General features: G+C 61.4%; 18 protein-coding genes. 9 read left to right on the plus strand and 9 right to left on the minus strand.

The window, feature by feature from the left end; all coding sequences use genetic code 11:
* Positions 1-56: 56 nt before the first annotated feature.
* Positions 57-1268 carry a glycosyltransferase family 4 protein gene (locus MGN01_RS17055; protein ID WP_147048031.1) on the minus strand — a complete coding sequence of 404 codons (1212 nt, stop codon included), beginning with the start codon at positions 1266-1268 and terminating at the stop codon, positions 57-59.
* A 548-nt stretch (positions 1269-1816) separates the two neighbouring features.
* Between MGN01_RS17055 and MGN01_RS17060 the strand changes: the two genes are divergently transcribed.
* From MGN01_RS17060 to MGN01_RS17070, 3 genes are all read left to right on the plus strand, one after another.
* Entirely contained in the window at positions 1817-2911 is a 1095-nt protein-coding gene (locus MGN01_RS17060) for an NAD-dependent epimerase/dehydratase family protein (RefSeq protein ID WP_147048032.1), read from the plus strand.
* 229 nt (positions 2912-3140) lie between these two features.
* The gene (locus MGN01_RS17065; RefSeq protein WP_147048033.1) at positions 3141-4298 is read left to right on the plus strand and encodes a DegT/DnrJ/EryC1/StrS family aminotransferase; all 1158 of its coding nucleotides are present in this window, start codon (positions 3141-3143) and stop codon (positions 4296-4298) included.
* Positions 4299-4569: 271 nt separating this feature from the next.
* Positions 4570-5925: a UDP-glucose dehydrogenase family protein gene (locus tag MGN01_RS17070; RefSeq protein WP_147048034.1), complete on the plus strand. Its 1356-nt coding sequence runs from the start codon at positions 4570-4572 to the stop codon at positions 5923-5925.
* A gap of 245 nt (positions 5926-6170) precedes the next feature.
* Here MGN01_RS17070 and MGN01_RS17075 read toward each other — a convergent pair whose 3' ends face one another.
* Positions 6171-7274 (minus strand): AraC family transcriptional regulator, encoded by a 1104-nt coding sequence (locus MGN01_RS17075; RefSeq protein ID WP_147048035.1) that lies wholly within the window; start codon positions 7272-7274, stop codon positions 6171-6173.
* Between the two features lie 293 nt (positions 7275-7567).
* Between MGN01_RS17075 and MGN01_RS17080 the strand changes: the two genes are divergently transcribed.
* The 3 genes from MGN01_RS17080 (at position 7568) to MGN01_RS17090 (ending at position 12907) form a co-directional block, all read left to right on the plus strand.
* Positions 7568-9622 carry a right-handed parallel beta-helix repeat-containing protein gene (locus MGN01_RS17080; RefSeq protein WP_147048036.1) on the plus strand — a complete coding sequence of 685 codons (2055 nt, stop codon included), beginning with the start codon at positions 7568-7570 and terminating at the stop codon, positions 9620-9622.
* Between the two features lie 109 nt (positions 9623-9731).
* On the plus strand, positions 9732-11495 hold the full coding sequence (locus MGN01_RS17085) for a type I secretion system permease/ATPase (protein ID WP_147048037.1): 1764 nt from the start codon (positions 9732-9734) through the stop codon (positions 11493-11495).
* A gap of 158 nt (positions 11496-11653) precedes the next feature.
* The gene (locus tag MGN01_RS17090; RefSeq protein ID WP_238258078.1) at positions 11654-12907 is read left to right on the plus strand and encodes an HlyD family type I secretion periplasmic adaptor subunit; all 1254 of its coding nucleotides are present in this window, start codon (positions 11654-11656) and stop codon (positions 12905-12907) included.
* Positions 12908-12943: 36 nt separating this feature from the next.
* Here MGN01_RS17090 and MGN01_RS17095 read toward each other — a convergent pair whose 3' ends face one another.
* Complete coding sequence (locus MGN01_RS17095) at positions 12944-13795, minus strand: LuxR C-terminal-related transcriptional regulator (protein ID WP_147048039.1); 852 nt, start codon at positions 13793-13795, stop codon at positions 12944-12946.
* A gap of 550 nt (positions 13796-14345) precedes the next feature.
* Here MGN01_RS17095 and MGN01_RS17100 point away from each other — a divergent pair.
* On the plus strand, positions 14346-15602 hold the full coding sequence (locus MGN01_RS17100; RefSeq protein ID WP_147048040.1) for a polysaccharide biosynthesis/export family protein: 1257 nt from the start codon (positions 14346-14348) through the stop codon (positions 15600-15602).
* A 331-nt stretch (positions 15603-15933) separates the two neighbouring features.
* Here MGN01_RS17100 and MGN01_RS17105 read toward each other — a convergent pair whose 3' ends face one another.
* From MGN01_RS17105 to MGN01_RS17115, 3 genes are all read right to left on the minus strand, one after another.
* On the minus strand, positions 15934-16707 hold the full coding sequence (locus MGN01_RS17105) for a response regulator transcription factor (protein WP_147048041.1): 774 nt from the start codon (positions 16705-16707) through the stop codon (positions 15934-15936).
* Positions 16708-18066: 1359 nt separating this feature from the next.
* Positions 18067-18309 carry a DUF6894 family protein gene (locus MGN01_RS17110; RefSeq protein ID WP_147048042.1) on the minus strand — a complete coding sequence of 81 codons (243 nt, stop codon included), beginning with the start codon at positions 18307-18309 and terminating at the stop codon, positions 18067-18069.
* Positions 18310-18917: 608 nt separating this feature from the next.
* Positions 18918-19187: a hypothetical protein gene (locus tag MGN01_RS17115; RefSeq protein ID WP_147048043.1), complete on the minus strand. Its 270-nt coding sequence runs from the start codon at positions 19185-19187 to the stop codon at positions 18918-18920.
* A gap of 158 nt (positions 19188-19345) precedes the next feature.
* On the opposite strand from MGN01_RS17115, the gene MGN01_RS23650 reads away from it, so the two are divergent.
* Positions 19346-19522 carry a hypothetical protein gene (locus MGN01_RS23650; protein WP_170246034.1) on the plus strand — a complete coding sequence of 59 codons (177 nt, stop codon included), beginning with the start codon at positions 19346-19348 and terminating at the stop codon, positions 19520-19522.
* A gap of 230 nt (positions 19523-19752) precedes the next feature.
* Positions 19753-19884, plus strand: coding sequence for a hypothetical protein (locus tag MGN01_RS24430; protein WP_280178552.1), 132 nt, complete (start codon positions 19753-19755; stop codon positions 19882-19884).
* Between the two features lie 231 nt (positions 19885-20115).
* On the opposite strand, the gene serA is transcribed toward MGN01_RS24430, so the two are convergent.
* From serA to ispH, 3 genes are all read right to left on the minus strand, one after another.
* On the minus strand, positions 20116-21363 hold the full coding sequence (serA, locus tag MGN01_RS17125) for a phosphoglycerate dehydrogenase (protein WP_147048045.1): 1248 nt from the start codon (positions 21361-21363) through the stop codon (positions 20116-20118).
* 223 nt (positions 21364-21586) lie between these two features.
* Positions 21587-22552: a homoserine kinase gene (locus MGN01_RS17130; RefSeq protein WP_147048046.1), complete on the minus strand. Its 966-nt coding sequence runs from the start codon at positions 22550-22552 to the stop codon at positions 21587-21589.
* An 85-nt stretch (positions 22553-22637) separates the two neighbouring features.
* Positions 22638-23660: a 4-hydroxy-3-methylbut-2-enyl diphosphate reductase gene (ispH, locus tag MGN01_RS17135; protein ID WP_147048047.1), complete on the minus strand. Its 1023-nt coding sequence runs from the start codon at positions 23658-23660 to the stop codon at positions 22638-22640.
* Positions 23661-23782 lie beyond the last annotated feature (122 nt).

A 23782-nucleotide genomic window follows, 5' to 3' on the forward strand; every position in this document is an offset into this window, starting at 1 on the left:
AAGAAAACGACGACTGCGATGGCGAGATCGATCCGACGGGAGAACGCCGTAGCGTTCTAGGTGAGAGCCAGCTCCGAGGGCTGCGAGCCTTCGACGACGATCTGCTTCCGCGCGTAGGACGCGACGGCCTCCTCATAGATCGACAGGAGATGGCTCGTGGTTAGGGCCTCGCTCCAGTTCTGCTCGTATTTCAGGCGCGCGGCCTTACCCATGCGGCGGGCCGCAGCCGGGTCAGAGGCCAGTCGCGTCATGGCCCTCGCCAGATCCGCGGCATCTCCCGGCTCGGTATGAATTCCGGTCACGCCGTCTTCGATGATTTCGATGAGGGAGCCAATGCGCGAAGCGATCACCGGCGTGCCCGAGGCGAAGGCCTCGACGATCACCATCGGCAACCCCTCGTACCAGACCGATGGGACGATCATCGCAGCCGCTTCAGCCATGGCCGTGCGTACGACGCTCGGCTCGCACTGACCGAGATACTCGATTTCGGCGCACCCCTCGACGAGCGGCTGTAGCGGGCCTTCGCCCAAGACCTTGATCGGACAGCCGGCCATCTGTGCCGCCCTGACCAAAACGTCGACGCCCTTCTCATGGGTCAGGCGGCCGACGAACAGCAGGCCGTGGCGCTGCACGGCGCCGACGCCGGGATCTGGGTCGGCCAAACCATTCGGCTTCGTCTTGATGCGCTCGGCCGGCAAGCCTGCCGCGATGAACCGGGAGCGTTCGAACTCAGTCAGCACGATGAATCGGTCGACATCGTTCGACCAAGTGCCACGACTCTTATGCTGCTGGACCGAGTAGGCGACGGCCAGTGATCCGAGCAAGGAGCCACGGTAGCACCGATGGAGGACGGCATTGTAAGGCGATTTGGTGATGCAGATCTCGCAAGGCGCGCCGTTCCGATTCAGTGTCGCGCCGGCGCAGATCACCCGGTAATTGTGCAGGGTCTGAACGGTCGGGATACCGTTTTCCTGCAGGGCTGCGTGGATCATCGGCGAGATCATCGGAAAGAAATTGTGAACGTGGGCTACGTCCGGACGAAATTCGCGAGCGACGTCTACGATCGACTTGATGATCCTCGGTGAGTTGAACGCCGAGAACGCTGCCTGGACCTTGTCGGCGAAGGAAGAGATTGCCTTATTGCTCACGGTGAAAAGTTGGACTTCGTAGCCGGCCCGCTTAAGCGCGTTTTCTTCCTGAACGACGACAGAATCCTCTCCGCCGTGCTTCTGATACTCGTTGTGAACGATCAGCACTTTCCGGATCATGCCGAGGGCCTCGCGCGATGGTAAACGATGGCCATGATAACAGAATATTTTGCTTCTTAAGGTAGCTATACTTTATATATATCAACCCGCGACCGAGATTGTTGACTTCTGGTAGCTGCGAAACCACAGCGTCAGTCTGCAGGCAGCATTCACTTGAACCTTTGCGAGGGCGCGGTAACTCGCCTCCACCGTTTACGTGCCGCAGTGCAGGGCGTCCCGCCCAGTGCGAGCGACGGCGTGCCTATCAACCTTCGGACCCGCGGAAACAAAACAACAATGCTCGTGGCGACAATGACATTACCGTCATGTCTCTACATGGCAAACTCTTATGCCATCCGTACTATGCTCTTCTGGGTTACGACCTTCGTGCTCAGTAATTTGAGTCCGCCACCCACGGTGATGAACACTTTTTATTTTTATGTAATACCATCGATTGTTTGAGTTATAACTTATAATAGGATTAATAAATTCACGTAAGTCTTGATATTGCACATCGTTGATCTGCAAATCTCAGACTTACCAGGATGTTTCAATAATGGATTTGCACCATGCGCGAGAGAATAGCTGTGACGGGCTCGGGCGGGTATATTGGCTCGGTCATGGTCAGGGGGCTGCTCGAAAGCGGCTATCGAGTCAAAGCCATCGACATGTTCTTCTTCGGGAAAGAACCTCTGGCGCAGTATTCAGGCCATCCTCGTCTCGAGATCGTGAGACGCGACATCAGGTCGGTTACTCCGGCTGATTTCGAGGGTTGCGACGCGGTCATCGACATGGCCGCCTTGTCCAATGATCCGTCGGGCGATCTCGATCCTGAGTTGACGAAGTCGATCAACGAGACCGGGCGCATTCGCGTCGTAACCTCGGCCAAGCAGGCGGGCGTCCGAAGGTATCTTTTCGCGAGTTCGTGTGCCGTCTACGGCGCAGGGCAGGAGATGTTTCTCACGGAAGAAGCACCCCTGCGCCCGCTGACGGTCTATGCACAGACCTGCACCCGAGCCGAAGCAACAGTGCTCGCCCTCAACGATCGTCATTTCACCGCGACGGCGATGCGGAACGCAACAGTCTTCGGCCTATCGCCGCGCATGCGCTTCGATCTCGTCGTGAACCAGATGACGCTCGACGCCGCGAAACAGGGTCACCTCAAGGTCGGCGGCGACGGTTCGCAGTGGCGGCCGTTCGTTCACGTCGCCGACGTCGTCAGCGCCTTTCTGAAGGCCTTGCGCGCGCCGCACGACATCGTTGCCGGTCAAGTCTTCAACGTCGGCTGGGACAACCGGCAGATCCTCGACGTCGCTCTCGCGGTCAAGAACCTCTCGTCGCGGTCCTGCTCAATCGAGTTCTTGGACTCGAAGTGCGACAAGCGAGATTATCACGTCGATTTCTCGAAGATCCGCAATGTCCTGAAGTACGCGCCCAGAACGACCATCGAAGATGGCGTCGTCGAGATCACGACGGCGCTGACAAGCGGCACGCTGGTCGAGTCGCCGAACTGCTACACCGTCAGATGGTATGCCAGGCTGATGGAGGAGGCGCGCAATTTGCTGCAGGCGCCCCTCGAGGAGATGGCAGGTTTGGCACCGATCGGCGCGATCGTCGCAGAAGCCGAGCTTCGCGAGGCCTCTGCTCAAGCCGCGATAATCTGATCAACTAAAGCTTCGGCGACGACAATCGTCGCCCGTTGATCCGGAGCAGATACACCGGTCTTCACATAGTCTTCGTCGTCAAAGCCGGATCGAGGGCAGGACAGATATCGGCTCTCGATCCCCGACTTCGCAAGAACAAATTCCTTGATCGGCGCGGTCGCTGTCGGATGCCGGCACGCCCTTCGCCGCCCGCCGTTCCGCAGGCGGGTCCATTGTCAGGAGGTCAAATATGGCCGTTCCCTTCTACAGACACTCTCTCACGGCTGAGGCTGCCGCGCGCATCGCCGAGGTGCTGGCGAGCCCGTTCCTCACGACCGGGCCTCACTGCGCACGCGTCGAAGAAAAACTGTGCGGTTTTTTCGGCGTCAATCATGCGAAGATGACGTCGAGCTGGACCCAAGGGGCGGTCGCAACGCTGCTCGCCTATGGAATCGGACCGGACGACGAGGTCATCGTACCGGCCATGACCTTCGCGGCGACGGCGAACGTGGTCCGGCTTGTCGGCGCGACACCGGTCTTCGTCGATGTCGACCCATCGACACTCCTGATCAATCGGGGGCTCGTGGCTGCGGCGCTCACGCCGCGGACGCGCGCCGTCATCCCGGTCCACCTCTATGGTCAGATGGTCGATGTGCCGGCGCTGCGAAAGGTGCTTCCACCCTCCGTGCGCATCATCGAGGATGCCGCGCACTGCTTCGAGGGGAGCTTGTTCGGGCGCCGCCCGGGACAGGACGGCGACGCCGCGATCTTCTCCTTCTACGCAACCAAGAACGTGACCTGCGGCGAAGGCGGCGCGGTCATCACCAACGATCCTGACCTCGCCAAGCTGCTGACGCAGACGGTGCTCCACGGCATGTCGGCCGGAGCGGCTCAGCGCTTCCAGGGCGGCACGTACAAGCATTGGGACATCGACCGTCTGGGGACCAAAGCCAACCTTCCAGACCTCCTGGCGGTGCTGCTCGAACCTCAGATCAGCACCGTCGAAGAGCGGCTCGTCAAACGCGAGGCCCTCAGCCTGCGCTACGAGAATGCCCTCGCCGGCACGCCCTTCACGTGGCCGACGATCGCACAGGGAGCCGTCTCTGCGCGTCACCTCTTTCCGATCCATGTGCCGGGCAATCGTCGTGACGCAGTGCTGTACGCGCTCGGCCAAGCCGGGATCGGCGCGACGGTGAACTATCGAAGTGTGCCCTCCCTCACCTACTACCGTTCTACCGTAGAGGCGCCGGTCGTGCCCGTGTCGCAAGCGTGGGGCGAAGGCACGCTGTCCTTGCCGCTCTTCCCCGACCTTCGGGAAGATGAGCAGGACGAGGTTCTGGCCGTGTTGCTCGCCCAGGCCGAGGCAATGCGTGGCACTAGGCCAGAGCTCAGTACAGCAGCCTCATGAGCCGCGGCGGCGATCGGTGCTCCGCCCATGGGCCGTGCGTGGCGAGGCACATCTTCGAAGGTGTTCGCTCGAATTGAGCAGAGCACAAGAATATTACACATTAATAATTATACGATATCGCGCAGCTTAATATCCATACAGCAAGTATAATTGCTGCGTTAATGTTGAATTGCATAACTATTAAACGCAATTGGTCATGCTCAGATTTCGATTTCTGATCTGACGTCTGGCTGCACTGGGCGCCCCGTCCCGGTAACAGGAGGTCATTACGATGCGTGTCGCAATCATCGGCTCTGGATATGTAGGCCTCGTGACCGGCGCTTGCCTTGCCGATTTCGGCCACACGGTCGTCTGCATCGATCGCGACGCGAGCAAGATCGAGTCGCTGCAGCGCGGCGAGATCCCGATCTACGAGCCGCAGCTCTCGGAGTTGGTGTCCAAGAATGCGATCGAAGGCCGACTCACCTTCTCGACCACGGTGGCGGATCCCGTGTCGGATGCCGAGGCTGTCTTCATCGCGGTGGGAACGCCCGCACGGTCCCGCGATGGACAGGCGGACCTCACCTTTGTCCTGGACGCGGTCCGCGACGTTGCGGCTGCGCTGCGCGGCTACACCGTCGTTGTCGTCAAATCGACCGTTCCGGTCGGGACAGGCGATAACGTCGAACGCGTCATTCGGGAGGTTCGTCCCGAACTGGACTACGCAGTGGTCTCGAATCCCGAGTTCCTTCGCGAAGGCGCCGCGATCGCCGACTTCAAGCGACCCGACCGCATCGTCGTCGGAGCCGAGGACGATCGCGCCCGGGACGTGATGGCGGAGATCTACCGCCCGCTCTTCTTGAACAAGGCTCCGCTTCTCTTCATGGCGCGACGCAGCGCCGAGATGACGAAATACGCGGCCAACGCGTTTCTCGCGACGAAGATCGCCTTCATCAACGAGGTGTCCGACCTGTGTGAGCAGGCTGGCGCGGATGTGCAGGAAGTCGCGCACGGCATCGGGCTCGACAAGCGGATCGGCAGCAAGTTCCTTCACGCGGGCCCGGGTTTCGGCGGCTCCTGTTTCCCCAAGGATCTCCAAGCCATGATCAAGATGGCCCAGGATCACGGGGCGCCAGCACGGATCATCGAGACCGCCGCCGCAGTGAACGACCAGCGCAAGCGCGCCATGGCCCGAAGGATCATCCGCGCCTGTGGAGGTATCGTCCGCGGGCGAACCATCGCGATGCTCGGCCTGACCTTCAAGCCGAATACGGACGATATGCGCGAATCCCCGGCGATCTCCATCATCACCGCCCTGCAGGATGCAGGCGCACGTATCCGTGCCTACGACCCCGTTGGGATGGACCGTGCCCGGGAGGTCCTCGACGATGTTGAATATTGTCGGGATGCCTACGACTGCGTCACCGGCGCTGAGGCGGTTGCGATTGTCACGGAGTGGGACGCGTTCCGTGCGCTCGACCTCGACCGCATCCGGACCCTGATGGCCCGGCCCAATCTCATCGACCTGCGCAACATTTACGGGCCAGATCAAGCCGACAAGGCCGGCTTCCGCTATGTCGGTGTCGGACGGGGGAAGGCCAGCATCGTCGATCACGAGCCGCGCGTGCCTCTGGCTCTAGTCGGATAAACAAGATCGACCGACAGGAAACCCCTGACCGATCGCTCGGTCAGGGGCCCGTTGCTTCGTAACGTCCATTTCGACGAAGGCGGGCACCGACGCCGAATGATGCCAGTCGCAACAGCGTCGATCTTGTCGCGACGGCGCGACAGCACAATCCATCCTGTCGGGCTACCCAGAATGCGTTTCCCGCTCGGATGCCTGTGTCACTGCCGACAGCCGGTCCTTATCGATCCCGCAAAACGCAGCGTGATCTAGTGCCGTTCTCCCAGGCGGCCGTTCGTCTGATCTCCATGCCCGAGCGTCTCGGACGAGACTGATCTCAGGATGTGCGTCCGCCTCAGTTGGCTCGGCGACATGCCCGTCCAGCGGCGAAAGGCGACCACGACGGCGCTCGCTTCTCGATACCCAAGATGCCAGGCAATCTCGGAAATCGGGATCCCCTTGATCTTGATGTAATGGATCGCAAGCTCCGCCCGCAGCTCGTCCAGGATCGCGCTGAACGTCTTGCCCTCGTAGCTCAGTCGCCGCGACAAGGTGCGGGTGCTCAACCCGAGATCCTTGGCGATGTTCGCCATGGTCACCGTCCCATGGGAGAGGCGAGGCGCCATCGCCTTCTTCACGCGCGACCATAGAATCGCCGGCTCCCAACGCGTCGCCTCGACCAAAGCTTCGAAGTATTGAGTCAGATAGACGTGAAGGTACGGATCGAATGTCGATAATTTCATATCCGATACCTGGATCTCGAAATCGATCCGGTCCTCTGAAGCGTTGTAGTCGATCGGTACGGGAAAGTAGCTCTGGGCCGCCGGGGACCTATCCTGCTCCGGTTGCCTGAAGCTGACGGAAATCGGTGCCACTGCTTCGGAGGCGAACGAGAGCACCAGGCGGTAGATCGTCAGGAGCCAGAACTGGGAGAGCTGCCGGTCGAGCTGTCGCTCGGCATCAGCATGTCCGAGGGCGACCGTCACGGCGACGTCGGAGATTCGGTAGGAACCGTAGATGCTCGGGTCGTCGGCCGATCCGAAGCGTTCGAAGCACCTCAGCGCCTCGCCGACCGTTTCGGACGAATTCATCAGATAGAAGAGCAGGCCGAGCTTGCGCAGATCGCAATCCTGAGCCAGATGCAGCCCCAGCGACGTGTCCTGCAGGGCGTCGGCGGCCGCGTTCAGGAATGCGACTTGGCTGTCGGCTTCGGAGCCCACGTCTGGATTGTCTGTAGCTGCGTCCGACAGGCCGGACTGCCGAAGCAGCGGTCCAGGATCGAGCCCCGCCTGAGCCAGGCGTTCCATGGCAAGCCGAACGACAGTGCCGCCTGCCGGAGTACGGGGCGGTAGAGCTTGGCCGGGTAGGGTCATCGAACCTCCGCGGATGGTTCAAAATCCCGGCTGATCTGACCGTCAATGCCGCATTCATGGCGCTCAAGAACAATCGCAATATTCATTTCTCGGCCAATCGGCGCGCTGTCGCGATCATCTGGCGAGCCAGAGCAAGACAACGCAGACGGAGCACGCGTATCAAATGGCCAAGCCGCGGACATTCAAATCCCTATCAAACCTCAGTCCAATAGAGTGTTCTTCGCAGCATAAAATCCCAAGTTGGGATCGACTACCACGTCTATTCAATCAGCAACGTCACGTGGAGTGCAATAGTGGCATCACAGACATTCGGTACTACTTCGACGACCAAGCCTGCAGGCGCAATTTCGGTTCCCGTCGGCGCGGATCTGCAGAGCCTAGTCGACGCCTCTCCTGCCGGATCGGTGTTCTGGATTGAGGCCGGCGAGCATCGTATGCAGTCGGTGACGCCGAAGGACAACGACCAGTTCATCGGTGAGCAAGGAGCCGTGCTGAATGGATCGAGGCTGCTTACGAGCTTCGACAAGGAGGGGCAGAACTGGGTCGCGAGCGGCCAGACGCAGGAAGGTTTCAGGCAGGGTACGGAGAATGGCGCCCAGGGTGCGGAGCGCGCGGGCTATCCGGAGACTTTCTACATCGACGACAAGCCCTTGACCCCTGTCGATTCGTTGGATCAGGTCGCGCCGGGGAAGTTCTACTTCGATTACGCAGCCGACAAGATCTACTTCCAGGATGACCCGGCAGGCCACAAGGTCGAAGCAGGCGTCAGTCCCTTTGCCATTGGCGGCGCTGCCCAGGGTGTCGTCGTCCAGAATCTCGTCGTCGAGAAATACAGCGTCCCGGCTCAAGCCGGAGCGATCGGATACAATTCTTCCGCTGAAGGCTGGACCATACAAGATAACGAAGTGCGCCTGAACTACGGCGTCGGTATCTATTCGGGCTCGAACGGCCAGGTCAAAGGCAACTACGTCCATGACAATGGGCAGATGGGCCTCGGCGCGAGCGGCGACAACGTTCTCATCGAAGGCAACGAGATCGCCCATAACGGCTATTTTTCGGGACTCGATCGCGGATGGGAAGGTGGCGGCACCAAGTTCGCCGAAACTGACAATCTGACGGTGCGAAACAACTACTCGCACGACAATAACGGCTACGGTCTCTGGACCGACATCAACAACATCCACACCCTGTACGAAGGCAATACGGTCACCAACAACATATCGGGCGGGATCAATCACGAGATCAGCTACGACGCCACGATTCGTAACAACGTGATCACGGGCAATGGCACCGAGGGCACGGGCTGGCTGTGGAACGGTGGCATCCAGATCCAGAACTCACAGAATGTCGAGGTCTTTGGAAACCATGTCGATGCGTCGGCCGGCGGCAACGCAATCACGCTGATCCAACAGGATCGCGGCTCGGGAACGTATGGGCCGTGGGTGACCACCGGCAATTCGGTGCACGACAACGTCATCGTCGACGAGACGCCAGGCAGCGGTGCGTCGGGCTCGATCGCCGACTACAATCAATCCGCCATGGCTGGAGGCGGCAACAGCTTCAACAACAATCAATACTACGTATCGGACCCATCCGGCGAGCACTGGGCCTGGACGAACAATTTCTACACTTGGGACGAGTATCGCCAGGTGTCGGGACAGGATGCGAACAGCACGGTTTCGACGGACCTCGCGAGCGCTCCAGCGATTCCGAGTTCGGCTGCGACGGATGGAGGCCAGGCGATTCCCGCGCCTGCCGTCGAACCTACCGTGCCGGCTGGGTCCGCTGATCCAGTGGCATCCGCTGATCCGGTTCCATCCGCTGATCCGGTTCCATCCGCGGAGCCGGTTGCATCCACGGATCCGGTGGTTGCGCCGTCGACAGGAACCGTCGTTGCAACTCCTTCGGCGGTCGATCCGTCGACGGTCCTCAACCCGGAGAATGCCGGATCATCCAACCCGGAGACGCAGGCCGATGGCTCGCCCGAGGCTACGGCCGGCGCACCCGTCGTGACCTCACCGGGCGTGTCGACGGATCCGGCTTCGGAAGGCAACGGAGGGGTGGCACAGCACGACCCGTCCACCTCGGGAGGGGTGAACTCTTGGGCGAGCCACTTCTTCGGCAAACATTCCGGTTCCGGGATGTTTGACGGCTTCAGGGAGCACGGCCAGTGCGGAGGACAGCCGGACATCGGCTCGCACTCCATCAAGAACGTCTTCCAGCACTATCAAGAACTGGCGGCGAAGCATTGCGCAGGTCAGGCTTCGCTTGACGGCAATGCGATCCACGAGCTGTTCGACCAGTTCCATCACGCAAAGATGGGCGATCATTCCAGCCTCTCGCTGTGAGACATATCAGGCTCCCCGGTCCTTCCGGACCGGGGAGCCTGGCGACTGTGCTGCTCGTCTGACGTCCAGGACCTGAATCTCCTTGCTACCCAAACATCACGACCCGGAAATGGCCTCCGTTCTCGGCGGCTACCGCCGCGCGATCATCGGGCTTGGCCTGATGAGCGGACTCGTCAATATCCTCTATCTCACTGGCTCATTCTTCATGCTGGAGGTCTACGATCGGGTCATCCCGAGCCGTAGCGTCCCGACCCTGCTTGGATTGGCGATCCTTGCCCTGCTGCTCTATGCGTTCCAGGGTGGCCTCGAGATTCTCAGGGCGCGCGCGCTCGTTCGAGTCGGCGCGACGCTCGATGAGGCGCTCAGCCCCCGCGTCTTCGACACCGTCGTGCGGGCACCGCTTGTCGGGACCATGCCCGGTGACGGCCTTCTGCCCGTGCGGGATCTTGATGCGCTGCGCACATTCCTGAGCGGGCCAGCGCCGAGCGCGCTGTTCGATCTGCCGTGGATGCCGCTCTATCTCGGCATCTGTTTCCTGTTTCATCCCCTGATCGGCGTTGCGGCCTTGTTCGGGGGCTTTGCGCTCGTTGCCTTGACGATTCTCACCGATCGCATGACCCGCGCACCCGCGCAGAAGGCGACCGGGTTTGCCGTGCGCCGAAACGCCCTGGCCGAGGCCGGGCAGCGCAACGCCGAAGTGCTGGCCGCGCTCGGCATGCGGGAGGTCTTCGCGCGCCGCTGGACGAATGCCAGTCGCGACTACCTGCAGACGCAGCAGATCGTGGCCGATGTCGGCAGCGGCCTGGGGGCGGTGTCGAAGGTGTTTCGCCTCGCGCTCCAGTCCGGCGTCCTGGCCCTGGGAGCCTATCTCGTCATCCAAGGCGAGGCCTCGTCAGGCATCATCATTGCCAGTTCGATTCTCGTCTCGCGTGCGCTTGCACCGGTCGAACTCGCTATCGCGAACTGGCGCAGCTTCGTGGCTGCGCGGCAGAGCTGGCATCGCCTCGACCACCTCTTCGCGACGCTGCCTCGGCTGCCGGAGCGGAACACCCTTCCGGCTCCGAGCCAGCGGCTGAGCGTGCAATCCCTGAGCGTCGCTCCCCCATCGGTCCAGCGCGTCGTGCTGCACGACGTCAGCATCGAACTCGAAGCCGGCGACTCGCTCGGCATCATCGGACCCAGTGCTTCGGGAAAATCGTCGCTGGCGCGGGCGATCGTCGGCGTTTGGAGCCCGCTCAGAGGCTATGTCCGTCTCGACGGCGCGTCCCTCGATCAATGGTCGAGCACCGTCCTCGGCCGGCACATCGGCTATCTGCCGCAGGAGGTCGAGCTGTTCGACGGGACGATCGCCGAGAACATCGCGAGGTTCGACCCGGACGCCACGCCGGAAGCGATCATCAAGGCGGCCCAGGCGGCCGGCTTCCACGACGCGATCGTGAATATGCCGGACGGCTACGATTGCACCATCGGCGAGCGGGGCACGCGGCTTTCCGCCGGTCAACGCCAGCGTGTCGGGCTTGCGCGGGCACTCTACCGCGATCCGTTTCTCGTCGTCCTGGATGAGCCCAATGCCAACCTGGACGTTGCGGGAGAAAACGCCCTGTCGGCTGCCATGATGAGTGTCCGCCAGCGCGGCGGAATCGTCATTGTCGTGGCTCACCGCCCGAACGTGCTGTCGACCGTCGACCTGATCCTCGCCTTGTCCGACGGGCGCATCGCGGATTTCGGCCCCAAAGACGAGGTTCTGCGCCGTCTGCTGCGTCCCGCGCCTGTGCCAGCATCCGACCCCCGGGAGATCAAGCGGACGCCAGTGACCGGGGGCGTGCAGAAGGAGAGCCACGGCTCGTCGATGATCAGGCAGGTGCGCGCATGACTTTCGTTCGTCTTCTCGCTTGGAAGCCGGACAGGCGATTGCTGGCCGTGATCGGGCCGAGGGTCGGCCAGGCTCGCGCCCTCGTGTCGACCCTGATCACGCCGCCGGCCGGCCCGACCAGCGCGCACACCTCGTTGAACCGACAGATTCGCGCCGCGATGATCCTGGGCGGTGTGTTGGTCTTCGGTATCGGGGGGTGGGCCTGTTTCACCTCGCTCGTCGGCGCCGTGATCGCGCCGGGCCAGATCGTGGTCCAGTCCGAGGTGAAGAAAGTTCAGCACCCAGTCGGCGGCGTCGTGGGCGCCCTGTTCGCGCGCGAGGGCGATGTCGTCAAAGCCCAGCAGGTGCTGGTAAGGCTCGACGACACTCAGATCCGCGCCAATCTCGACATCATCGTCAAGTCCATCGACGAGTTGACGGCACGGCGAACGCGGGACGAGGCGGAGCAGCAGGGTGCCGACCACCTCTCCTTCCCGCCGGAATTTCTGGCACGAGCCAAGACGGATGCGACGGTCGCTCACCTCGTCGAGGGCGAGACCGCGCATTTCAAGATCCGCCTCGCGACGCGCGAGGGTCAGAAGGCACAGCTGAAAGAGCGGGTCGCGCAGCTGCGTCAGGAGATCGTTGGCCTAGGCAACCAGAGCGGGGCCAAGGATCGCGAGATCGCTCTGATTCAGGACGAATTGGTCGGCTTGCGTGAGCTTCGCCAGAAGAACCTCGTGCCCGTCTCACGCGTGACGGCCCTGGAGCGGGAGGCTGCCCGGCTGGAAGGCGAACGCGGGCAACTCCTGGCATCGACAGCGCAGGCCAAGGGCAAGATTAGCGAGACAGAGCTGCAGATCCTGCAGATCGAGCAGGACATGCGCTCCGAGGTCGCCAAGGACCTCGCCGAGATCCGCGGCAAGCTGTCGGAAGCCGTCGAGAAGCGCGTCGTCGCCGAGGACCAGCTCCGTCACATCGACCTGCGCGCGCCTCAGGACGGCATCGTCCACCAGATGAGCGTTCATACGATCGGCGGCCTCGTGACTCCGAGCGAACCGGTCATGTTGATCGTGCCGCAGGCGGACACGCTCGCGGTCGACGTGAAGATCCAGCCGCAGGACATCGATCATGTCCATGTCGGCCAGCTGACAGGTCTGCGCTTCTCGGCCTTCAATCAACGGACGACGCCGGAAGTCCGCGGCTTTGTTGATCGTGTGTCACCCGACGTGACGCAGGACGTGAAAACGGGATCGTCGTTCTACACGGCGCGCATCGCGATTCCGGATGCCGAGCGTCAGCGGCTCGGGCGCGTGAGCCTGATTCCCGGAATGCCGGTCGAAACCTTCATTCGAACCGGCAAACGGACGGTCATCTCGTACCTGACCAAGCCGCTTGCCGACCAAGTCGCCAAGGCCTGGCGCGAGAACTGAGATCCTGCCGTCCGCGGCTGGATCGATACGAATGCGTCAGAGCCAGAGGGGTGTGTCCGCACCATTCGAAAGCTTCAGGTGCTGCGGCCCCTTCGCCCCATCCGGATGATCGTCGGTTTGGTCGACGATCTCGCTCGCGTCGACCTCCGTGAGGTTGTTGAGAGCCCAGATTGCCGCCTGCGTGCGGTTCTGGACATGAATCTTGCGGAGAATTGCCTTGACGTGAACCTTGACCGTCGCCTCGGCAATATCGAGCTTCAGCGCGATGATCTTGTTAGCCTCGCCCAGGAGTAGGCACTTCAGGATCGCCAGTTCACGTCCCGAGAGCTGATAGCCCTTGGGACTCGTATGAAGCTTGGTTGCTTGCTCGGGCGCGAGTCGTGCGATGTCCGGCTTCTCGGTCGGAATCTTGCCGACGAGAGCACTGAACTGCATGGCTGCCGCTGGGATCACACGCTCGCCGAGCATCACGAGCTCCAACGACTTCACGAACGTATCGGCGCTGATGCTGCGCAGGAGGATGCCATCGGCTCCGGCCCGCAGCAGGTCGATGATGTCCTCGGACCTGTAACTCTGTTCGCTGCAGACCACCCGGCAATCGGCGTATGTCGCCTTGAGGCTCCTGATGTCGGCAATGGCGGCCTCGACGCTGTTTTGCGTGCAGAGCAGCACCAGGCTCGGCGATTTGTAGATGTGGGATGCTGCCGGGAGCTCGGCAACGGTATCGGCTCTAATCACGACCTGAAAGCGGGTCTGCGCGAGGATGTGATTCAAGCCCTCGCGGAACAGAATATTGGGCTCGACCAGGGCCGTCGGAACGAGTGAGCCTGTTTGCCGACGACCGCCGGAGCGAGCCTTTGCGGTCGCCTTACGCTTTTCGATTTTCATCGAACCCCACCTCAACGTTCGAGCATTCCTCTGACATGGAGCTTACGTCGCGGGGATCAGACCCGCTTGTCTCTTGGGGTGGATCTCTCGATCCCAAAAGTACTACCCGGCGAAAAGTCTCAACTGAGACTGTTTTAATCCCTTAATGCCAAGCTTGAGATTGCATTATGCCCAAACTCTGATGTCTGAACGCGAATTTATCAAGTGATGATGCCGAGCGACGGCGAAAACTTCGGTAGAATGCCTAGTCCGTTCGATCTGAAGGCAGGCAGATCGGCTCAGCGAACTGGATGGCGAAGGCGAGGTATCGAAGCTGCAGCGATATGGTCGCGGCACGTCCTCGAAGCGGAGAACTTCGCACCACGTGAAATCCGAGGGTTGTTCAAGCCCAAAACTTGACGATCTGGATTAGTTCGGAAGCGAATTCCTTTAGTGCCAAAGCCGATGCGTTCGCCCGAGCACCTTCGGATACCTTCGCTCCCAGCTGAGATATCTTGTCTCGATGAGAGCGATGAACTGCATGCCCGTCTCAACTCACCGATCTCGTCTGATGTGGCGAGGCCGTTATCTCGGCCCACTGCTCGCAGCAGTCGGGCTCGTCCATCCGGTTGTCGCGCAGGATGCGAACTATCGCCTCGCACCGGGCGACCGGGTGGCGGTGTCCGTGTATGGCCAGGCTGACCTGTCTGGAGAATTCGGGGTAGGCGGCGGCGGCAGCCTGTTACTTCCCCTCATCGGCGAAGTCTCCGTAGCAGCGATGACCTTGCCCGAAGCGCAGAAGACGATTGCCGAGCGCCTTGGAGATGGCTTCCTGCAGCGCCCCGTTGTTAGCCTTCGGATCGCGGAAATGCGACCGATCTATGTACTGGGCGACGTCCGTCTGCCGGGCAGCTACCCCTTCCGGTACGGCTCCTCGGTGCTCAGCGGCATTGCGCTCGCCGGTGGCTTCGGCATCCCGGAGCAGGCGCAAACCAACCTGCGAACGGAGTTCCTGGCAGCTGATGAACGTGTACGGGTGCTGGAAGCCAACCGCCGATTATACCTGATCCGGCGCGCAAGGCTCGAGGCCCAGCGGAAGAACCGCAATTCCTTCGAAGCGCCGTTCGATGTGCAGGCGGAAGGAAATATCGACCATATCCTCGCAGAGGAGCGGGACATCCTGGCCACCCAACAGGGAGCGTTGGCTCAGGCTATCCAGTCGCTGCAGGCGCAGAAGCCTCGGCTCGAGGCGGAAATCGCCGGCGTGCGGGCGCAGCGGACGTCCGAGGAGACGCAACTCCAACTCATCCAGGCCCATATCGAGGATTATCAGAAGCTCATGGCGAGCGGTTTGGCCCGCCGCTACCAAGGCATCGAATTTCAGCGGGAAGAGGCGCGCAACAGGGGATCGATCGCGCGGATGAACTCGGATCTCGCTCGCCTCGATCTTGCTCTCGGTGACCTCGTTTTGCGTATCCAGGAGACCAAGGACGCCTACTACCGGAAGGTCATGTCAGAGCTTCAGGAAGTGACCACCCGCCTGGTCGAGAATGAGACGCAGCTTCCTATCGCCCGTGAGATCCGCGAGTCGAGGACCCAGAGCGGCGGGGCCCTTGCAGCGTTCAGTGGTGCGCCCATCAAGCGGAAGGTCTTCATCACCCGGGTTCACGACAAGGTTCCCGAGACGTTCGAGGCCTCGGAGAGCACGCTCCTTGCGCCTGGTGACATCGTCGATGTCCGACGCGAACCTGCGAGCCCGAAAGTCCAATCGAGCGCTGCGGCGCTTGGCGACCAAGCCCCACAGCGCATATCCGACAACCGGCCGTGAGGGAGGCTTCTGCGTTATCCGTGACGCGTTCGGCCACGGAGGAGCAGTCTCTCGGGTAAGGCTTCAGCGACGCGATCCTGCTCCGCGGGTCGCGTCGTCGCCTCGAACACTCATCTTAGAGCTGCGAAGCGTTCGGGCTGCAATCGCATCTCGCACACAAGCCTCAGGCAGCTTCCCTGCTGCCTGAGGCTTGTGTGAGAATGACTGGCAAGCCGAGATTCGGGAAGCGATACGAATTCGCTTGCAACATACCCCGGTCACAACATGCTATTGCCGCCGATTTATGAAGTATAGCATATTGCCATTTTCGAATTTGCGGCAATTTGTAATTTCATACCATAGCATTCATTGAGTTGTTTGAAGGATAGTGGGCCAGCGCCCAGATTGCCGCCTGAGTGCGATTGCGAACATTGATCTTCCGCAAGATACCCTTGACATGAATCTTGACGGTCGATTCCGCAATATCGAACTGCCGTGCGATCAGCTTGTTGGAAGCGCCGTCCGTCAAGCACTTTAGGATGTCGACCTCTCGGTTGGAGAGTGGCCAGGATTGAGGCGTAGACGGCGTGCGGTCGCTGTACTCAGCCGACTTGACCGGCTGCCCGCTCGGCTGAGTGACGAAGCGTGATACGAAATCCATCGAAAGGACGCCGCTGTCACCGAGCACGACGTCAAGGGCACTGACGAGGGCCCAAGACTTGATCCGATTACAGAGGTACGCGTGCGCCTGAAGCCCAATCGCCGCCTCGATATGCGCGCTATTATTGGTGTCGACGAAAATGACGATGCGTGCAGCAGGATGAGTAGCCCTCAAGGCTGATACCGTATCCGGCAATTCAGGCTCGAGCGTCGGATCGGTTATGAGGATCAACTGGGGTTTCCCCGGCAGAGCGAGCTTGGCGTCCTTCAGCGCGGCCGCCTGCGACACATGACGGAAGCCGTGTTGGTTCAGTACCTGGCGCAAGCCGAGATTGTGGATGTCGGATTGACCGACGATGAGCACGGGAGCGCAGGGCGCACCTTCCGTTCGCGTCGCCGGCAATCCTTTGAGGCCAGTCTCAGCGCTGGACAATCTACAAGTCGCGTTTTCGAAGCGATTGTGCATGTCAACCTCACAGTGTCAGGAGCCGAGTATCCCTGTTAACAGAGTCACAAAAACCAGCAGAATGATCCATATTAGTTTTTATACGATTTTTTAATACAATTACCACGCTCGTCCTTCGCCTTTTCCACAAATAATCGCCCGGTGGTAGGCGCATCAGGCTTAGTCAATAAAGTCTAGAAATTGGCGCCCGGGCCATCATCGATCCCCGGATACTGCTATCCGATAATTCCTGGCGCAAAGGTAGGCGCCCTAGCAAAACGCTATTATCCGAGAGCTAATCTGGAGAAAAATCAAACTGATCAAATAAAAAATCCGCGTTAAGGCTTCGCGTGGAATGTCACGCTGTTTCAATGATCCAAATTCAATTTCTTTCGGTCGATATAACGGCCCGAAGTACCAATGGTTGAACCGCCAAGCATCATGCATACACGCATCACATTGCCGAAATAAATATCCGTTGCTGTGATCGATGGATCCAGATCGCAAGTTCGCAGTATGACGAGTGGTACAGCCTCGACTAACGGCATCGGCGGCAGAGCGGTCGGCGACACATTTTAGGTAATCACATTGGCTAGCAAAAATTCGGCAGTGAACCTGCACGATCTGAATTGGAGGCCTTGGATCCTGCCGCCAACGGTTCGGCAGCCTTACAGTTATCCTTCAGTTTGGATCATTCGCCCCGGCTGGGCGCATCCTTCGCTGGTCGATCCTCGCAAGCTTTTACCAGAGGTCGAGGAATCGGAGCTGTTCTGGACGCCTCATGAGGGTTCGCTCCAACAGGACGAGCTTCGAGGCAGATGGATGGCTGAATTGGGTGGATTGCGTTGAAAGGGCCGAACCGCAGCGGGTGCGGGATCTGATCGATCCCGCCGCGATCGGGAGCACGGTGATGCCGGGTGCACCATGCATCGCGCAACAGGCGCTCTTCCAGCGGATCGGCGTGAGGCCTTACGCCCACCACCCACGGTTTGCGCGCGCCAAGCGCTTCGCCGAGCCGTCTGAGCTAAGCTGGCTCTATAGTGCGATAATGGGCTCTTGATCGATTACGATTGACGATCAGGGATGGCTTGTCGGTCGCCGAGCCGTGACATTCCGGACTCGTTGCAAGCGCTTCGGCGGTCGCGCACCGATTGGAAGCGAGATTGCCAAGTGAGCTCGGTAGCAGAGGCGCGTGAGTGTCAGCCGAGGCGGTGTTCGTCACGCGTGATCGTGGCGGCTCGTTCAGGAACCCTGAGCGGCTGGCGCGCCGGCCGGCCGCATGAATGATAAAGACCAGTCGTGAACTCTGACGAGAGTGCCGTCTTTCTTCAAACTGACGGCGCGCAGCTCAAGCGCTTGATCGCATGGCGTACTGCCGGCCTAAGAGGCCCGCTGAAGCATCGGTTGCACGAGCGCAAGCCGTCTTAACTCAGTTCCAGCATCGTCGCGGATCACGAGTTCCCAATCAGAAACCCCACTCTCGAACGCGTCTTCTTGTTGAATCTCACGGATCGCATCGATCGCCAACACTGTCGCCTGATTGATATCGCTCGCCTCCGCGCCAACCAGATCACTGATATGGTCGTGGCTGCTCTCAAGATCGAACCGAAAGCGAGATGGCATGCGACCTCCGGAAACGAATGACCCTAGCGGCCCTTCAAAGGCTGAACCTGGACGCCGCCCTGTGCCGAGCGCCCCTGATCATGGTTCGATGCTTTCGCCCGAACAGAATCAAAAATTCAAACCGATCGTCGGAATAGGACAAGATCTGTCTTTAGCAAAATTATCATTGAAATGCGCGCTTCCGATTTTCACTTTAATGTGATTTTCGTCAATTTCTGGTTGTTTACCCGTGAGTTAGACCATGCTGGAGATTGCGTAGGCAGCATGACGCCATCCTCGCCAGGCGCTGATGACAGTGCCAAAGTCACACGTGACCATGTTTTCTAGCTTCCACATTGGAGCATGACGTCGCTGATCAATGCCCGCCCAATGATCCGGGCAAACGCCAGTGCAGAGCTGGTTACTGATCGATCAGGTAGCTTGGCTCCCTGCAGTGTCGTCCGACGCGCCCCGATATCGCGAACCACCAAGCCCTGTGCTGGCTGCCGGAGCGCAGGATCGTTCGATGTGGGCCTGGACGTGTTGTGCAGATGTCGGAGGTCTCAAGGCGCACCACTGAAGACACCTGCCGCCGGCACGTGGCCGATTGTCGAATACTTTTTTCACTGCTAATTTCTGTCAGTATTCAAGTAAGTGGCTATGCCCGCTGACACCGGGAGGGCTTTGCCGTGAAACGGGCTGGCTTCGGAGTGCATTCGCTCAGCATGGCCCTGCGTATCGTCGGCTGGGATCGGTAGGCCGCCATGGGCCAGCCACACCATCACGATCTCGACGGTTCCGTTTCGGACAAGCTCATCGCCCTGATCGAGGATGTCCGAAAGGCCCCCCGGTGCGACCACCAGAAATGGGCGCTCGACCGCCTGATGGAGATCGAGCATGAGGCGGTTGATACGGATGAACCGCTCGGCGTTCGGTTGCTAATCCAGGCCACACGCGAAACGTTGGGCTGGCGAGAGGCCTTTCTGAGAACGAGCGAACGCATCCCGGTCGTTGGCGAGAAATCGGCTGATCGTCTGCACGCGCCGAGGCGTCAACGGTGAAGGCGGCGCCGCGACAGACGCTCGTTCAACAATGGCTCCGCGAGAACGGGACGACGAACGAACGGCCGCCCGCCCTCAGAATCGCGCTGATCGGCGCAGCCAGGGGGGCCGCGATCGGTCTGGTGCTGATCGCGATCGGCGTCCTGTGCGTGTGGCTGAGATGGCTGCCCTAACCGACGGGGCCGCCGGCCATTCGATTCGAGCTGGCACCTCACACGACTTTGTCGGCCTGTCCGAGGCTGTGCCGAGTATCTACCGTGCCCGTCCGCGATGCGGTCAGTGGCGACAGGCAGCGCACGCTCGGTCTCTACCTACGCGGTAGCCTGATTCCGAAAACAGCAACGATCGGCGATGCCGGCATTCGAGTCGTCGCTCCGGCCGCGCGGCGAGGGACGAGGTGAGGATGCACGATCTTGGCAGAGACGATCACCCGGATCATGACGCAGGTGATCACGATGCCGGCGGCGCGGCCGAGGCCCGCGAGCGCTGGAAGCACGCGGTCGTGCGTGTCTTTCCCGGCGACTGGCTCGAATAGGTCGCCCAGGCCGGCCCCGACGACCTCCTCGGTCGATCCGATCCTCAAACACCCATAGCCAAGTCCGGCTTGGGCGGCCCTATGCGTGGGCAATAGCCGGCGCCAGTCGATCGCATAGGGCGCGATATCGTCTTCCGCGGTGAGAACGCCAGCCGGCCTAAGCCGTTCGGCGAGCTGCGCTATCAGCGCCGCCGAGGGTCCAGTCTTGCTCTGCGGCACTCCCCCGTCGGCTCAGTCGCGAGCGCGGATCAGCCGAGTCCGTACCGTGCCGTCGATCTCGCCCAGGCTTGCAAGGATACCGGCCTGATCCGCAGGGACGGCATCGGCCTCGACGACAACGTAGCCAAGATCGCCATCTGTCTGCAGGAACTGCGAGGAGACGTTGACGCCACGCTGCGCGAAAGCGGCATTCACGCGTCCCAGGACACCGGGAACGTTGCGGTGAACGTGCAGGAAGCGAGCACTGCCTTTCCCCGGCGGGATCTGCACCTGCGGGAAGTTGACCGCGCCGAGTGTCGAGCCGGTCTCGACGTAGTCGACGAGCTTGCGTGCCACCTCGGAACCGATCCGATCCTGGGCCTCCTCGGTCGAGCCGCCGACATGCGGCGTGAGGATGACGTTGTCGATACCCTGAAGCGGCGAGACGAAGCGCTCGCTGTTGGATTTCGGCTCGATCGGGAAGACGTCGACAGCGGCGCCACGCAAGTGACCTCGCTTCAAGGCTTCGGCGAGCGCGTCGAGGTCGACGACGGTACCGCGGCTGTTGTTGATCAGGTAGGAGCCGGGCTTCATCGCGCGGATTCGAGCGGCGTCGATCAGGCCAGCCGTCTGCGGTGTCTCCGGCACATGCAGGCTGACGACATCGCTGGCCGCGAGCAGCGCATCCAGGCTGTCGGACGGCTCGGTATTGCCGTGACGGAGCTTGTCGGTGAGATCGAAGAAGATCACCCGCATGCCCATGGCTTCGGCCAAGTTCGAGAGCTGCGCGCCGATATTGCCGTAGCCGACAATCCCGAGCGTCTTGCCGCGCACCTCGAACGAACCGTCTGCGGACTTGTCCCATCCGCCGGCATGGGCCGCGATCGACCGCTGCGGAACCCGCCGCAGCAACATCACGATCTCGCCGATGGTCAGCTCGGCCACGCTGCGAGTATTCGAGAACGGCGCGTTGAAAACCGGAATACCCCGCGCCCGAGCGGCGTCGAGATCAACTTGGTTCGTGCCGACGCTGAAGCAGCCCACGGCCACGAGTTCCGGCGCAGCCTTCAGAAGCTCTGACGTGACCTGTGTCCGGGATCGGATCCCGAGCACGTGCACGCCGGCCAGTTCCGCCGTGTCGCCGGGCCCGGCCGCACGCGGCAGGCGCAAGACGTTATGCAGACCAGCACGGGTCAGGACATCGATCGCCGAGAGAGCGATGTTCTCCGTCAGGACCACGCTGATGCTGGATCGAGGTTCGAGGGTGTGTGCTGCTGTCATGGTCTCAGAGCACCCGTCGTATTGCGGCGCATCTAAGACGCTCTAACAGAAACTGACCGCACTGGTGAGGGTCATGGGCGCTTCGCCGGGATTGTAGCGCCGTAGGGGATATGACCGCGGGTGCGTAAGCGCCGGGGAATCAGCATTCCTGCCGGCGAGTGCGAGTGTCTCAAGTTTTGTCGGTATGCAGCCTGTCAGCTTCTCTAAAGAGCGGTCGGATTTTCTATCCCGTCCAGCCGTAATCGCTCGCGTGGCTTACCGTGCGGTGGAAGGCGAGCCGGCGGTCGTATTCCAGCGGGTCCTTCGGCTGCACAAGGGCGCCGGGCGGGACGTTCAGCCAGTCGACGAGCCGCGTCAGCATGAACCGCATCGCGGCGCCGCGTGCGAGAACCGGTAACGCCTCGACCTCGCGCGGCTCCAGGGGACGACTCTCCTGGTATCCAGCGATCATCGCGGCGCCCATAGCGCGGTCGTAGCGGCCATCCGCCTCAAAGCACCAAGCGTTGAGACAGATCGCGAGGTCGTAGGCGAGGGCATCGGTGCAGGCGAAGTAGAAGTCGATGATGCCCGAGAGTTCGTCGCCGATGAAGAACACGTTGTCGGTGAAGAGATCGGCGTGAATCACCCCCGAGGGCAGGTCGCGCGGCCAGGAGGCTTCGAGCAGCGCGAGATCCTCCAGGGTGCGCGCCCGAAGCCCGGCGGCGACGGTGTCGGCCTGGGTGCCGGCTTGCTCGAAGAGCGGCCGCCAAGCTCCGACGGAGAGGTTGTTTGCCCGGGTCATCCCAAAATCGCGGCCGGCATGGTGGAGGCCGGCGAGCGCGCGACCGAGCTCCCGGCAATGGTCGGCCGTCGGGCGCTTCACGGAGACGCCATCGAGGAAGCTGATGATCGCTGCCGGGCGGCCGCAGAGCGAACCGAGCGCAGTGTCGTGGCGGTTCTTCACCGGCTGCGGGCAGGACAGCCCGGCGCGAAAGAGATGCCCCATCAGGTTAAGGAAGAACGGCAAATCCTCCTCACGCACGCGCTTCTCGTAGAGCGTGAGAATGAAGGAACCGGCCGTGGTGTGCAGGAAGAAGTTGGAATTCTCGACCCCCTCGGCGATGCCCTTGTAGGACAGGAGCGAGCCGAGATCGTACTCAGCGAGGAAGGCGGTGAGCGCCTCGTCGGAAACCTCGGTATAGACGGCCAAGGCAGATTGCCCCTCGCTGCTCAACCCAAAACAAAGGGCGCCGACCACGGCGCCCTCGTTGTCGCGATTCTCGAAACGCCGATGATTACTCGGCAGCCTCACTGCGCAGCTCGCGCGGCAGCGGGAAGGACATGTCCTCGATGGTCACCGAGACCTGGTCGACGCTGACGTCGTAGCGCGCGGCGAAGGCGTCGATGATCTCCTCGACCAGCACTTCGGGTGCCGAGGCGCCAGCGGTCAGGCCGAGGCGGCGGATATTCCCGAAGGCCTCCCAGTCGATCTCCTCGGCCCGGAGCACGAGCCGGGTGATCGGGCAGCCTGCACGTTCGGCGACCTCGCGCAGACGCTGCGAGTTCGAGGAGTTCGAGGAGCCCACCACGATCAGGGCGTCGACCTGCGGAGCGACCTCCTTCACCGCCTCCTGGCGATTGGTGGTCGCGTAGCAGATGTCGTCCTTGTGCGGCCCGGTGATGTTCGGGAATTTTTCCTTGAGCGCTGCGACGATGTGCTTGGTGTCGTCCACCGAGAGCGTCGTCTGCGTGACCCAGGCGAGATTGTTGGCATCGGCGACTTCGAGGCGGGAGATCTGCTCAAGGTCCTCGACCAGCGTGATCGAGCCCTTGGGCAGTTGCCCCATTGTGCCGACGACTTCCGGATGTCCGGAATGGCCGACGAGCAGCACGTGGCGGCCGCGCTTGTGATGGATCTCGGCCTCGCGGTGCACCTTGGTCACCAACGGGCAGGTCGCATCGATCGTGGTCAGACCGCGGCTGACGGCGTTGGCTGGCACGGTCTTGGCCACGCCATGCGCCGAGAACACCACCGGGGCCCCCTCGTCGGGCACCTCGTCGAGCTCCCGCACGAAAACGGCGCCCTTCCGCTTCAGCGTCTCGACCACATACTTGTTGTGGACGATCTCATGCCGGACGTAGACCGGGGGCCCGTAGATCGCGAGCGCCCGTTCGACCACGTCGATCGCCCGCACCACGCCGGCGCAGAAGCCACGCGGCGCACAGAGCAGGATCTCCAGCGGAGGCTTCTCGCCGCTGATGGCGGGATGCGGGATCCGGTCGGGATCCGCGGTCAGGTTGATGGTATCGGCGCTCATGATCCCGAGGATGTGGAGAGGCAGGTGGTATGCTGTCAACCGGCTGGGCGGCTGAACTCCGAAGTCGTGCGAACTTAGTAGCACAATCCGTCGTCAACGTGACCCCCGGGTGACGAACGGCA

It is taken from the genome of Methylobacterium gnaphalii (genome assembly GCF_007992215.1).
Lineage (GTDB): Bacteria > Pseudomonadota > Alphaproteobacteria > Rhizobiales > Beijerinckiaceae > Methylobacterium > Methylobacterium gnaphalii.

Bases quoted from the DNA above. Each gene is read 5' to 3' on its own strand.
- MGN01_RS17055 (WP_147048031.1), bottom strand. From the start codon at position 1,268: ATGATCCGGAAAGTGCTGATCGTTCACAACGAGTATCAGAAGCACGGC.
- MGN01_RS17060 (WP_147048032.1), top strand. From the start codon at position 1,817: ATGCGCGAGAGAATAGCTGTGACGGGCTCGGGCGGGTATATTGGCTCG.
- MGN01_RS17065 (WP_147048033.1), top strand. From the start codon at position 3,141: ATGGCCGTTCCCTTCTACAGACACTCTCTCACGGCTGAGGCTGCCGCG.
- MGN01_RS17070 (WP_147048034.1), top strand. From the start codon at position 4,570: ATGCGTGTCGCAATCATCGGCTCTGGATATGTAGGCCTCGTGACCGGC.
- MGN01_RS17075 (WP_147048035.1), bottom strand. From the start codon at position 7,274: ATGACCCTACCCGGCCAAGCTCTACCGCCCCGTACTCCGGCAGGCGGC.
- MGN01_RS17085 (WP_147048037.1), top strand. From the start codon at position 9,732: ATGGCCTCCGTTCTCGGCGGCTACCGCCGCGCGATCATCGGGCTTGGC.
- MGN01_RS17090 (WP_238258078.1), top strand. From the start codon at position 11,654: ATGATCCTGGGCGGTGTGTTGGTCTTCGGTATCGGGGGGTGGGCCTGT.
- MGN01_RS17095 (WP_147048039.1), bottom strand. From the start codon at position 13,795: ATGAAAATCGAAAAGCGTAAGGCGACCGCAAAGGCTCGCTCCGGCGGT.
- MGN01_RS17100 (WP_147048040.1), top strand. From the start codon at position 14,346: ATGTGGCGAGGCCGTTATCTCGGCCCACTGCTCGCAGCAGTCGGGCTC.
- MGN01_RS17105 (WP_147048041.1), bottom strand. From the start codon at position 16,707: ATGCACAATCGCTTCGAAAACGCGACTTGTAGATTGTCCAGCGCTGAG.
- MGN01_RS17110 (WP_147048042.1), bottom strand. From the start codon at position 18,309: ATGCCATCTCGCTTTCGGTTCGATCTTGAGAGCAGCCACGACCATATC.
- MGN01_RS17115 (WP_147048043.1), bottom strand. From the start codon at position 19,187: ATGCTCGATCTCCATCAGGCGGTCGAGCGCCCATTTCTGGTGGTCGCA.
- MGN01_RS24430 (WP_280178552.1), top strand. From the start codon at position 19,753: ATGCACGATCTTGGCAGAGACGATCACCCGGATCATGACGCAGGTGAT.
- serA (WP_147048045.1), bottom strand. From the start codon at position 21,363: ATGACAGCAGCACACACCCTCGAACCTCGATCCAGCATCAGCGTGGTC.
- ispH (WP_147048047.1), bottom strand. From the start codon at position 23,660: ATGAGCGCCGATACCATCAACCTGACCGCGGATCCCGACCGGATCCCG.